The sequence below is a fragment of the Sphingobium sp. Ant17 genome (assembly GCF_000588875.1).
GTDB lineage: Bacteria > Pseudomonadota > Alphaproteobacteria > Sphingomonadales > Sphingomonadaceae > Sphingobium.
This window is the reverse complement of sequence record NZ_JEMV01000023.1, coordinates 20,680-33,547: the sequence shown is the minus strand read 5'-3', so window position 1 is coordinate 33,547 and position 12,868 is coordinate 20,680. Positions and strand designations below refer to the sequence as shown.

The window sequence follows — 12,868 nt, the reverse complement described above, 5'->3', positions numbered from 1 at the left end:
CCTCCGGGGCGGCTTTTTTTGCCCTTTTTCGTTCACTCGTCCGACCCCTCGCCGTAACGTCAGACGCGCAATGATCCGTCAAATGGCCGGAATCGCACGGACCAGTCACCGCTAAACACTGGAATTTAACCATGGTGTTGGTAAGCGGCCTGCGTCAAAGGCTCGCGCCATGCCTATTCGGCTGCCCGGGCTATAAAGTCGCCAGTAGAGGATCTGCCATGTCGTTCAGCCGCCGCCTCCCATCCTTCCTGCTTGCCGCAGGTGCGATTACCGCGCCCCTTCCCGCGCTGGCTGGTGGCTTCTATCTTCAGGAACAATCGCCCAAGGAAACCGGGCGCGCCCTGTCGGGTGGCGCGGCTGCGGGCGATGATCCCTCGACCGTCTATTTCAATCCCGCCGCGATGACCGAATTGCCGGGTATTCAGACCTCGATCGGCGGCGTCGCCCTGTTCGCTAAGGCGCAGCAGACCAATCGTGGCACCACCCGCACGGTTCCCGGCGTGACCACGCAGGTGCCGGTCAGCGGCGTGAATGGTGGCAATGCCTTTGAAAGCGTGATTCCCATCCCCAGCTTCTATGCCACCGGCCAGGTCAGCGACCGGCTGTGGGTTGGTGTTGGCGTCAATGCGCCCTTCGGTCTGAAGCTCGAATATGAGGATGGTTATTTCGGGCGCTATGACTCGCTCTATACCGACCTCAAAACCTATAATATCCAGCCATCGGCCGCCTATAAGCTGACCGACAACCTGTCCGTGGGCGGTGGTGTCGATGTGCAATATGTCAAGGTGACGCTGACCAACGCGCTGCCGCAACTCTCGCCGCTGCTGGCCGACGGCCACGCCTCGGTCGAAGGCGACGACTGGTCGGTCGGCTGGAATGCCGGGTTGTTCTACCGGGCGGGCGACACCCAGTTCGGCGTCCATTATCGCTCGCGCATGAAGCACAGCCTGCAGGGCGAGCAGGTGATTTCGGGTCTGGTCGGTCCGCTTGCCGGTGCCAATGGCAGCTTCGCCGCCACGGCCCCGCTGACCCTGCCCGATATCGCGACCCTATCGATGACGCACCGGCTGACGCCGCAATTGCGCGCGATGCTGACGGCGCGCTGGTATAATTGGTCGGTGATGGAATCGATCACCATCAATGCGACCAACGGCACGTCGGTCAAGGAACTGGAATATCATGACAGCTATAGTTTCAGCGCGGGTGGCGAATATGACGTCAATGACAAGCTGACGTTGCGCGCCGGTACGATGTTCGACCGCTCGCCCACCAATCCCCAGCACCTGACCACCCGCGTCCCCGATGGCGACCGGGTCTGGCTGAGCGGTGGCGCGACCTGGAACCTGTCGCAGGCTTTCGCTCTGAACGTCAGCTACGCGCACACCTTCGTGGAAAAGGCGAACATCATTCGCCCGGACAGCTATTTCCCCGCACCCGCCACCGTCACCGCGACGACGCTGGCCCAGACCAGCGGCAATGCCGATCAGGTCGCTGCGTCGCTCACGATACGGTTTTAAATGAGTGGTCCGGTGCGGTCCGGCTCAGCCCAACTGAAACACCAAACGGCACGGTTTTAACCGTCACCAAACATCCCTATAGGGGCTTCGTAACCACGGAGCCCCTTTTCATGTCCGACCATAATCCCGGCCTGCGTCCTTGGCGCGATATTGCCCGTCGCCGCAGCCGACAGATCATGGTCGGCAATGTTCCCGTCGGCGGTGATGCGCCGGTCACGGTCCAGACCATGACCAATACGCTGACCCACGACGTCAAGGGCACGATCGACCAGATTCGCCGTTGCGAGGAAGCGGGCGTGGATATCATCCGCGTCTCCTGCCCCGACGAGGAGTCGACGGCAGCGCTCCAGCAGATCGTGCGCGCGGCCCGGGTGCCGATCGTCGCGGACATTCATTTCCATTATAAGCGCGCGCTGGAAGCGGCCGATGCTGGCGCTGCCTGCCTGCGGATCAACCCCGGCAATATCGGGTCGCAAGCGCGGGTGAAGGAAGTGGTCGATGCCGCCAAGGCCAATGGCTGCGCCATCCGCATCGGCGTCAATGCGGGCAGTCTCGAAAAGGACCTGCTCGAAAAATATGGCGAACCCTGCCCCGAAGCGCTGGTCGAAAGCGCGCTCGACCATATCAAGCTGCTCCAGGACCAGGATTTTCACGAATATAAAGTCGCGGTGAAGGCGAGCGACGTGTTCCTCGCGGTCGCCGCCTATATGCAACTGGCCGAAGCGGTCGATTGCCCGCTCCACCTTGGCATAACCGAGGCAGGCGGGTTGATCGGCGGCACGGTCAAGAGCGCGATCGGCATCGGCAACCTGCTCTGGGCAGGCGTCGGCGACACGATCCGCGTCTCGTTGTCGGCGGAGCCGGAAGAGGAAGTGCGGGTCGGCTATGAAATCCTTAAATCGCTCGGCATCCGTACCCGCGGGGTGAAGGTCATCTCCTGCCCCAGCTGCGCGCGGCAGGGCTTCGACGTGATCCGTACCGTGCAGGCGCTGGAGGAACGGCTCCAGCATATTCACACGCCCTTGTCGCTCTCGGTGCTCGGCTGCGTCGTGAATGGTCCCGGTGAAGCCCGCGAAACTGATATCGGCCTCACCGGCGGCGGCAACGGTAAGCATATGGTCTATCTGTCGGGCATTACCGACCATACCGTACAGGACGAAGCCCTGGTCGATCATATCGTCCGACTGGTCGAGGACAAGGCGGCCGAGATCGAAGCGGCCAAAGCGGAATCGGCGATGACCGACGCGGGCAAGGCGCAGGCGGCGGAGTGAGGCCTGCCATGGGGGCGTCGCGTCCCGCCGTTGGTTTCGCCATCCCCTTTGCCGTCTGCTGCGCTGGCGTGGCGCTGTTTGCCGTCATGGATGCGGCGATGAAGGGGCTGAGCCTTGCTATCGGCCTCTACAATGCGCTGTTCTGGCGGGCGGTCGCGGGCACGCTTCTCGGCCTCGCGCTGATGTTGCTAACGCGCCAGCGCTGGCCTTCGCGCGCCGTGCTGCGCATCCATCTGCTGCGCGGCACGGTGGTCGCGCTGATGGCCGGGCTGTTCTTCTGGGCGATCATGCGGATGCCGCTCGCCGAAGCGATTGCCCTATCGTTCATCGCACCGCTGATCGCGCTCTACCTTGCCGCGCTGCTGCTCAAGGAACGAGTCGGGCGACGGGCGATCGGCGCATCGCTGCTGGGGCTGGTGGGTGTCGGTGTCATCCTGTCGGGCCGGTTGCAGGGGCAATATGATGCCGACGCGCTGCTGGGTGCAGGGGCGGTGCTGGCGTCGGCGGTACTCTTTGCCTGGAACCTCATCATCCAGCGGCAGCAGGCGCAGCTTGCCTCGCCCATCGAGGTCGCTTTCTTCCAGCATCTCGTCATGCTCGGCGTCTTTGTGCTGGGCGCGCCGTTTCTGCTGGTCCTGCCGCCGCTGCCTTCCGTACCGCTGGTGCTGCTCGCCGCCAGTCTCGCCTTCACTTCGCTTGCGGCGCTGTCCTGGGCCTATGCGCGGGCGGAGGCGCAGCGGCTGATCCCGGTCGAATATAGCGCCTTCGTCTGGGCGGCGATTATAGGGTGGCTGGTGTTTGGCGAACGGATCACGCTGCCGACTGTGGCGGGTGCCTTGTTGATCATTGTGGCCTGCCTTATCGCCGTGCGCGCGAAACGGCCGGAACTGGCCCATGTGGAAGCAGGAACGGCATGACCGATGACATTATGATCCGCGTGGCCGAACCGGGCGACATCGACGCCATAATCCAGTTCATCCGCGACCTCGCCGCCTATGAGAAACTGGCGCATGCGGTGAAGGCGGATAGCGATACGCTCGCCCGCTATCTCTTCGGTTCGCGCCCGATGGCCGAGGTGCTGATCGCGGAGCGGCAGGGCGATGCCATCGGCTTCGCGCTCTTCTTCCACAATTTCTCGACCTTTGAAGGGCGGCCGGGGCTTTATCTTGAAGATTTGTTCGTTCGGCCCGAAGCGCGGGGATCAGGCGCGGGCAAGGCGCTGCTCGTCCGATTGGCGGAACTGGCGATCGAACGGGATTGCGCCCGGCTGGAATGGTCGGTGCTCGACTGGAACGAACCGGCCATCGCCATTTATCGCGCAATCGGTGCGGTGCCGATGGACGAATGGACCGTCCAACGGCTCGACGGCGATGCGTTGCAGGCGTTGGCCCGCAGTTAGTTCTTAAGCCGATCCTCGATGCTGACATACAGCATGGCGGCGGCGAAGGCGGCCATGGAAACGACGACGAGCGCGGGATAATAGGCAGCGAACATGGGACAGGTTCCCTTCGGTCCCGCTTTTGCGCTGGATCGCGGCACCCCTGCCATAAGGGTTGTTACGGATAAGGCGGGACGAGCCGATCGGTCGCAGGCTTGACGCGGACTCGCCGTCCGGCGCATTGTGCCGAAACGGAACATTTGGGGGACAAGGGTTTAGCATGGCTGTCAGCCGCACCGTGAAGCGCACGCCGGAATGGCGCGAAATGCTCAAGCGCAGCCTGCTTCGCAGCGGCGCGCTGATCGGCGCAATCCTGTTGATGCTGGCGACCTTGTTCGTGGCGTTGGCGCTGCTCAGCTATACGCCCAGCGATCCGTCGATGAATACGGTGGCCGGCGACCATGTCGCCAACATCATGCAGGGGCCCGGCGCGTGGAGCGCTGATTTCCTGCTCTGGCTGCTGGGCGTGCCGGTGGCGCTGATCCTGCCGTTGATGGCGGTGACGGCGCGCCGGATGTGGGGCGACCAGGATCTGAGCACATGGAAGGCGCAATTCGGCAAATGCCTGATCGGCATCGTCCTGATCGGCATTGCCCTGTCGCTATTCCAGGATGATCCGCTGGTCGGCCTGCCTGCCGGCTGGGGCGGGGTGATCGGCCTCGTCACGGCCAAGGGGATTGCCAGCCTGACGGCGCAGGCACCCGCCGCTGCCCCTTGGATAACCGGTATATTGGTCGTCATGACTCTGATCGCGGGCTTGATCGCCTGTTATCGCAGCCTGGCGCTGGAAAAGCCGATCATCGCGCTGCGCCGCCCATCACTGCCCAAATTGGCGCTACCCCGCCCCACTTTGGCACTGCCCGGCATCGGTGCCAGCGACGTCGAACCGGAAACGGATGGTGCCGAACGCGTTATCGCACCGCGCAAACAAGTGTCGAACGAACCCAAGCCACCGATCACCATCCAGAGCCCCAAGCCTGCGCCGCCGCAGCGGCAGATGGCCCCGATCTCGCAGGATGATCTGTTCGGCCATAGTTCGCTGCCCTCGCCCGACCTGCTCAACCCCATTCCCGCCAACCAGGGCGGCAAGATCGACAAGGCCGCGCTGGAGCGCAATGCCCGGTTGCTCGAATCGGTGCTCGATGATTTCCATGTGAAGGGCAATATCGTCGAGGTCCGGCCCGGCCCGGTCGTCACCATGTATGAACTGGAGCCCGCGCCTGGCATCAAGGCGAGCCGCGTCATCGCGCTGGCCGACGATATCGCCCGCAACATGTCGGCACTCTCTGCGCGCGTTGCGACGATTCCGGGGCGCACGGTGATCGGCATCGAATTGCCCAACGCCCATCGCGAAGGCGTGTCGTTCCGCGAACTCATCACCAGCGAGCAATTTGGCGGCGAAGGGACGCTGCCCATCATCCTGGGCAAGAATATTTCCGGCGAACCGATCATCGCCGACCTTGCCCCCATGCCGCATCTGCTGATCGCGGGCACCACCGGGTCGGGCAAGTCGGTCGGGCTCAACGCGATGATCTTGTCGCTGCTCTACCGCATGACGCCCGACCAGTTGCGCCTGATCATGATTGATCCCAAGATGCTCGAACTGTCGACCTATGACGACATTCCGCATCTGCTCTCGCCGGTCGTTACCGAACCGCAAAAGGCGATCCGGGCGCTCAAATGGGCGGTCGAACAGATGGAGGATCGCTATCGCATGATGGCGTCCATCTCCGTCCGTAACCTTGCCAACTATAACGAGAAGGTTCGCGCCGCCAAGGCCAAGGGCAAGCCGCTCGGTCGCCGGGTCCAGACCGGCTACGACCCCGAAAACGGCAAGCCGATCTATGAGGAGGAACAGCTCGACTTCCAGCCACTCCCCCAGATCGTGGTGGTCGTGGACGAACTGGCCGACCTCATGATGACCGCAGGCAAGGAAGTCGAATTCCTGATCCAGCGATTGGCGCAAAAGGCGCGCGCGGCGGGTATCCACCTGATCCTCGCGACCCAGCGCCCTTCGGTCGATGTCATCACCGGCGTCATCAAGGCGAATCTGCCGACCCGGATCAGCTTCTTCGTGACGTCGAAGATCGACAGCCGCACGATCCTGGGCGAGCAGGGTGCCGAACAGCTGCTGGGCAAGGGCGACATGCTTTACATGCACGGCGGCAAGGGCCTGACTCGCGTCCACGGTCCCTTCGTCTCGGACGATGAAGTCCGCGTCGTTGCCGACCATTGGCGCGCGCAGGGACAGCCTGACTATATCCAGGCGGTGACCGAAGAACCCGAAGAGGGCAGCTTCGCGCTCGACGGCGTGGATCTGGGCGACGACAGCCCCGACGCGCAGCTGTTCCGCAAGGCGTGCCAACTGGTGTTCGAAAATCAGAAAGCCTCGACCAGCTGGCTGCAACGTCAACTCCGCGTCGGCTACAACAGCGCCGCGCGCCTCATTGAGAAGATGGAGGAGGAAGGCCTGGTCGGCGCCCCCAACCATGTCGGCCGCCGCGAAGTGCTGCGCGACGAAAATGGCAATCCGTTATAATGGTTCGGACAAGTTGCTGAACGGCAGGGAACGGGCGGGTTCACAGGTCGTTCAAGCCGCGCCGCCTAAACCGCATCCGTAACAACCGGAGTTCCTGTCTGATGAAGCGCATCTCTCTGGCGCTGGCCATGGCGCCAGTCGCCCTCGCCCTGCCGATCGCAATGCCCGCCATTGCGCAGGCGGACCAGTCCGACCTGACGAAGGTCAACGCCTATGTCCGCGCCGTCACGACGATGACGGCGGATTTTACCCAGACCGACCGCAATGGCCAGAATTTGACTGGGCAGTTGACGATCAAGCAGCCGGGCAAGATCCGCTTCCAATATCAAAAGGGCGTGCCGCTGCTGATCGTAGGCGATGGCAAGGCGCTGACGATGATCGACTATGAAGTGCGGCAGGTGCAGCGCTGGCCGATCGGCAACTCGCCGCTCGGCGCGTTGCTCGATCCGTCGAAGGATCTGTCCAAGTTCGGGAAGGTCGTGCCAACTGGCGACCCAAGCATCTTGAGCGTCGAGGCCCGGGATCCCAAGCGCCCCGAATTCGGCACTATCACGATGATCTTCAAGCGCAATGTCGCCAGTCCGGCGGGCTTGCAGCTCTATGGCTGGGTCGCGCTCGATTCGCAGAATAACCGCACGGCTGTTCGGCTGACAAACCAGCGTTATGGCGTGACCGTCGCCGATTCGGCCTTCCGCTGGACCGACCCCCGGCCGCGCGGTCGGTCGGCTGGGGGCTGAACCGAGCGCCTGATGCGGCAGATCGATCGCTTTTCAAAACCGTTCATCTGCCGCTCATATGGCGGCCGCTAATTATAACTCAACGGCGCGAAACGGTATCGGGATTTCCCCCCTGTTACCCGGTCCGCTCTCGCCGCGAAGCGCTTCAAGGGCGCGATCGAGACCCCCGTTCCATGCCCCCGGAGCGGGGGTCTTACTCTGTCTGGCGCTTGCGTGCGTCAACGCGGCCTTCTAGGGCAAACCCATGGCCGACACTCTCTCCATTTGCTCCTGGAACATCAACAGCGTCCGTGCGCGCATCGACATCGTCGAACAGCTACTGCAACAGGAAGCCCCCGACATATTGTGTCTGCAGGAAACCAAGGTGGTGAACGAGATTTTCCCCACCGACATGTTCCGGCGCATGGGCTATGTTCATCAGGTGCTGAACGGCCAGCGCATGCATCATGGCGTGGCGATCATGAGCAAGGTGCCGATCCACGAAGATGACCGGTTCGACTGGCAGTCCAATGGCGAAGCGCGCCATGTGGGCGTGCGGCTCGATAATGGCGTGCGGATCGAAAATGTCTATGTGCCCGCCGGCGGCGACATCGCCGACCGCACGGTCAATCCCAAGTTCGGGCAGAAACTCGATTTCCTTGAACGGATGATCGAATGGTCGGCCGCGCTGGACAACAAGCCGACCATCCTGACCGGCGACTTCAACATCGCGCCGCTGGAATGCGATGTGTGGAGCCACAAGCAATTGCTCAACGTCGTCAGCCATACGCCTGTGGAATGCGACATATTGGCGCGGCTTCAGGCATCGAACGATTGGGTCGATATCGGCCGCCATTTCCATCCCGCGCCCGCGCGCCTTTATACCTGGTGGAGTTATCGCGCGAAGGATTGGGCCGAATCGGATCGGGGTCGTCGGCTCGACCATATGTGGATGACGCGCGACGTCGCGGACAAGGCGGTGAGCCACCGCGTGGTCGAACCCGCGCGCAGCTGGATCAAGCCTTCCGACCATATCCCCATCATCACCGACTTCGTGTTCTGATGCGCGCGCGCGACGCGGCTCGGGCGATTGACGCGCTACGGCGCGGCTGGGCGATCAGGATAGTGGGCGACGATGGCGCCATCCGCTTGATGGCGATCGAAGGGGCGGATGCGGTGACACTTGCCGCTTTCGATCCCGCCGCCCGCGCCGATATCCTGATCTCCGCCGCCCGCGCCGAAACGCTCAAGCTCGCCAATCAACCGGCCGCTGCCGATCCCGATCAACCGGTGCTGGTCGAGCGCGCGCCATGGATCGATGCCGACGTCGCGACGGCCATCTCTGACCCGGTGCTGGACCTCGCCTCGCCGCTCAAGGGGCCGTTCCGCGCCCGCCCACTCGCCGCCCCACAGGCGGCGAAAGCTGCGCTGCGGCTCGCTCGCCTTGCCGGCATCCTGCCCGCCTATTTCGTGACGGAAGGGGATGAGGCCGTGGATGTCACGGTGCAGGCCGATGATATCGACGCCTATGATGATGCGATTCATCTTGCCATCGCCACGCGCGCCCGGCTGCCGGTGTCGGCCAGCGAAACGGCTGAGATTATTGCCTTTCGCAGTCCCGACGAACCGCGCGAACATGTCGCGCTGGTGGTGGGCAAGCGCGATGCCTCGCCGCCTGTCGTTCGTCTGCACAGCGAATGCCTGACTGGCGACGTGCTCGGCAGTCTCAAATGCGATTGCGGGCCGCAACTGCATCAGGCGTTGGACCAGATCGCCGATGCGCCTTGGGGCGTGCTGCTCTATCTGCGGCAGGAGGGGCGGGGGATCGGCCTCGTCAACAAGCTGCGCGCCTATGCGATGCAGGATCAGGGGTTCGACACAGTCGATGCCAATGTGCGCCTCGGCTTTGCGATCGACGCGCGCGATTTTTCGGTTGCGGCGCGGATGTTAGACCTGCTCGGCGTGGCGCAGGTGCGGCTTTTGACCAACAACCCCAACAAGGTAGCGGGGCTGGAAGCGGCGGGCATCGGCGTGATCGAGCGCTTGCCGATCATCCTGCCGACCAACCCGCATAATGAACGCTATCTCGCCACCAAGCGGGACCGGACCGGCCACCAGCTATGAGCGTCATCCGCGTCGATGGCGGCGCGGGTCGCCTGACCTTTGGCACCATGGTCATGGATTGCACCATCGGCCGAGGCGGCACTTGTGCGGGGGCGGACAAGCGCGAAGGCGATGGCTGCACCCCGCTTGGCCTCTGGCCGATCCGTGGCGTGTTGCTACGGCCCGGCAAGGTCGATGCCGTCGCTATCCGATTGCCCTGGCGCTGGATCAGGCCTGGTGATGGTTGGTCGGACGACCCCGCCGACCCCGCCTATAATCGCCCCGTTCGCCTGCCGCGCGGCGTCTCGGCCGAAAACCTGATTCGCGCTGACGATGCTTATGATATCATCGTGGTGCTGGGCCATAATGACGCGCCGCCCATACCGGGCCAAGGGAGCGCGATCTTCTTCCACCTGTCCGAAGGCCGCCCTACCGCTGGCTGCGTCGCTATCGATCGCGACGACATGCTCCGCCTGTTACCGCTGCTCGCGCCGGGCGATGGTATGGAGATCGTTGCCTAGGCGCGTGCCAGCGCCTCGCCGACTTCGCCGCCGGCGCCTTCCAGCAGCCGCCGCTCCAAAGTCTGGAGCCGCGCCTTGCTCTCGATCTTCCCGCCGAACAAATCAGTAACGTAGAAAGTATCCACCGCACGCTCGCCATAGGTGGCGACATGCGCGCTATGCACTGTCACCTTCGACTGGAACAATCCATTGGCGAGGCTGAACAGCAGCGCCGGCCGATCGCGCGCATTGACCTCGATCACGGTGAAGCGATTCGACGCCTTGTTGTCGATCAGCACATTGGGCTCGATGCGGAAGGCTTCGGCGCGAGTCCGGGTCAAGGGACGCGCGCTCAGCTTGGTGATCAGCCGATGCCGGTTCGAGAGCGAGTCCTCAATCGCGTTGCGGATGCGGGTGAGTTGCTCAGGGCTGTGGAACGCGCCGCCCATCGGATCCTGCACCAGGAAATTATCGATCGCGACCCCATCGCGGGTAGTGTGGATGCGCGCATCGATGATGTTGCCGCCCGCCAGATGGATGGCCCCTGCAATGCGATAGAATAGCCCTGGATGGTCGGCGGCATAGACGGTGACCAGCGTCGCGCCACGCTGCGGATAATAATGTGCCGCGATCGACAGCGGCGCGTCGCCCGCCGCCAGCATATGTTCGGCATTATGGATCAAGATGTCGTCGGGCTCGGCGATCCAGTAGGATTCGGGCAATCGTTTGCTGAACGCCTCGAACGTGGCTTCGTCCATATGGAGCGCCTGGCGCAGCGTCTTCTGCTTGGCGGTCACCCGCTCGCTGCGCCCCTTCTGCTTATGACCCAGCCGCAGCAGTTCCTCGGCTGAATCATACAGATCGCCCAGCAACTGCCGCTTCCAGCTGTTCCAGACGCCGGGGCCGACCGCGCGAATGTCCACCACGGTCAGGCACAGCAGCAACCGCAACCGTTCGGGGCTTTGCACCACGTCAACAAAGTCCACGATCGTCTTATAATCGGCCAGATCGCGTTTGAACGCGGTCGCCGACATCAACAGATGGTAGCGTACCAGCCAGGCGACGGTTTCGGTTTCCGCCGGGGTGAGGCCGAGGCGCGGGCAGAGCTGCTCGGCCACCTGCGCGCCCAATATGCTGTGGTCGCCGCCGCGCCCCTTGGCAATGTCATGCAGCAGCACGGCGATGTAGAGCACCCGGCGCGAGAGCAATTTGCCCATCAGGTCGGTGGCCAGCGGATGATCCTGCGCTAGTTCGCCCTTCTCGATCCGCGACAGCAGGCCAACCGCGCGGATGGTATGCTCATCGACCGTGTAATGATGATACATGTCGAACTGCATCTGTGCGACGACCCGGCGGAAGTCGGGCACGAAGCGGCCGAACACGGTCGATTCGTTCATCCAGCGCAGCACCGTTTCCGGGTCTCGCGGACTGGTCAGCACATCCATGAAGGCGGCGTTGGCACGCGGGTCCTTGCGGATCTTGGCCGTGATCAGCCCCGCATCCCGGCTCGCCGCACGCATTGCGGCGGGGTGGATGGACAGGCCATGGCGATCGGCCAGCGCGAATATTTCCACCAACCGCACCGGGTCGGCTTGAAAAAATCATCGCTTGGCAGAGCCAGCCGCCCCCGGTCGAGCACGAAGCCGTCGAGCTTCTTGGGGCGACGGAAGATGGCGGGAATATAGCGCCGCCCCTTCGGCCCCATCTGGTCATCCAGATGGGCCAGGAACACGGCGGTCAGGTCGCCGACGACCTTCGCATTCAGGAAATAATAGCGCATGAACCGCTCGACCCCGGACTGGCCGTGCCGCCCGGTAAAGCGCATCCGTGTCGCGGTTTCGAGTTGCAGGTCGAAGGTCAGCCGGTCCTCGGCCCGCCCGGTGATGGTGTGCAGGTGACAGCGCACCGCCCAGAGGAAGTCCTCCGCTTTCTGGAACTGGCGTAATTCGATCTGGGTGAGCAGCCCGACATCGACCAGTTCGGCGACCGATCGCACCCGGTTCACATATTTGCCGATCCAGAACAGCGTGTGCAGGTCGCGCAGCCCGCCCTTGCCTTCCTTTACATTGGGTTCGACGACATAGCGGCTGTCGCCCATTCGCTTGTGGCGCTCGTCGCGCTCGACCAGCTTTTCGGTGACGAAGGCGCGGGCATTGCCCTGCATCACCTCGGCATCGAAACGGACGGAGGTTTCCTCATAGAGCGCTCGATCGCCCCAGACATAGCGCGCCTCCAACAAAGCAGTGCGCACCGTCAGGTCCGACTTGGCCATCCGCATCGTCTCGTCGATCGACCGGCTGCTATGCCCGACCTTCAATCCCAGATCCCAGAGCGAATACAGCATCGATTCGATCACCTGCTCTGTCCAGCCGGTCGCTTCCAGGGGGTGATGAAGCCGATATCGACGTCGCTATGGGGTGCCATTTCGCCCCGGCCGTAGCCGCCCACCGCGATCAGCGCGATCCGCTCTCCGGTGCTGCGATTGCCCGATGGATAAAGATGATGCGTGGTTGCGTCGTAGAGCAGGCGCAAAATCTGGTCGATCAGGAAGGCGAAAGCAGTAACCGTCTCGCGCCCGCGCGTGGGCCGCGCCTCCAGCCTTCGGGCAACTTCGACCCGTCCCTCTTCCAGCGCGGCCTTGAGTTCCCCGACGATCAGCCCACGCAGACGCATGGGGTCGCCCTTATGCGTGTGCGCAAGAGCGTTGATGCTGTCGGAAATCGCGCGTCGGTCGATGATCGCACGGCGCGATCCCAAGGCGGAGAACTGCATGACCATGCGGGT

Annotated in this window: 9 protein-coding genes and 1 pseudogene; 9 read left to right on the top strand and 1 reads right to left on the bottom strand. The window is 63.3% G+C overall.

Going from position 1 to position 12,868, the window contains the following annotated elements; translation table 11 throughout:
* The first annotated feature begins 218 nt into the window (after positions 1-218).
* From BF95_RS11920 to BF95_RS11880, 9 genes are all read left to right on the top strand, one after another.
* Entirely contained in the window at positions 219-1,517 is a 1,299-nt protein-coding gene (locus tag BF95_RS11920; RefSeq protein WP_043151621.1) for an OmpP1/FadL family transporter, read from the top strand.
* A gap of 110 nt (positions 1,518-1,627) precedes the next feature.
* Positions 1,628-2,788: a flavodoxin-dependent (E)-4-hydroxy-3-methylbut-2-enyl-diphosphate synthase gene (gene ispG, locus BF95_RS11915; protein WP_043151619.1), complete on the top strand. Its 1,161-nt coding sequence runs from the start codon at positions 1,628-1,630 to the stop codon at positions 2,786-2,788.
* An 8-nt stretch (positions 2,789-2,796) separates the two neighbouring features.
* Entirely contained in the window at positions 2,797-3,705 is a 909-nt protein-coding gene (locus BF95_RS11910; protein WP_043151657.1) for a DMT family transporter, read from the top strand.
* Positions 3,702-4,187, top strand: coding sequence for a GNAT family N-acetyltransferase (locus BF95_RS11905; protein WP_043151618.1), 486 nt, complete (start codon positions 3,702-3,704; stop codon positions 4,185-4,187). Before BF95_RS11910 ends, BF95_RS11905 begins: the two co-directional genes overlap by 4 nt.
* 259 nt (positions 4,188-4,446) lie before the next feature.
* A complete protein-coding gene (locus BF95_RS11900; protein ID WP_043151617.1) occupies positions 4,447-6,765 on the top strand; it encodes a DNA translocase FtsK in 2,319 nt (772 codons plus the stop codon).
* Positions 6,766-6,866: 101 nt separating this feature from the next.
* Positions 6,867-7,502 (top strand): LolA family protein, encoded by a 636-nt coding sequence (locus BF95_RS11895; RefSeq protein WP_043151616.1) that lies wholly within the window; start codon positions 6,867-6,869, stop codon positions 7,500-7,502.
* A 244-nt stretch (positions 7,503-7,746) separates the two neighbouring features.
* Positions 7,747-8,544 carry an exodeoxyribonuclease III gene (xth, locus tag BF95_RS11890; protein ID WP_043151615.1) on the top strand — a complete coding sequence of 266 codons (798 nt, stop codon included), beginning with the start codon at positions 7,747-7,749 and terminating at the stop codon, positions 8,542-8,544.
* Positions 8,544-9,605 carry a GTP cyclohydrolase II gene (gene ribA / locus BF95_RS11885; RefSeq protein ID WP_043151614.1) on the top strand — a complete coding sequence of 354 codons (1,062 nt, stop codon included), beginning with the start codon at positions 8,544-8,546 and terminating at the stop codon, positions 9,603-9,605. The genes xth and ribA overlap by 1 nt, the downstream gene beginning before the upstream one ends.
* Entirely contained in the window at positions 9,602-10,105 is a 504-nt protein-coding gene (locus tag BF95_RS11880) for a L,D-transpeptidase family protein (protein ID WP_043151612.1), read from the top strand. Before ribA ends, BF95_RS11880 begins: the two co-directional genes overlap by 4 nt.
* Here BF95_RS11880 and BF95_RS11875 read toward each other — a convergent pair.
* Positions 10,102-12,862 (bottom strand): annotated as a pseudogene (locus BF95_RS11875) ([protein-PII] uridylyltransferase). The gene BF95_RS11880 and the pseudogene BF95_RS11875 sit on opposite strands and share 4 nt — an antisense overlap.
* Positions 12,863-12,868 lie beyond the last annotated feature (6 nt).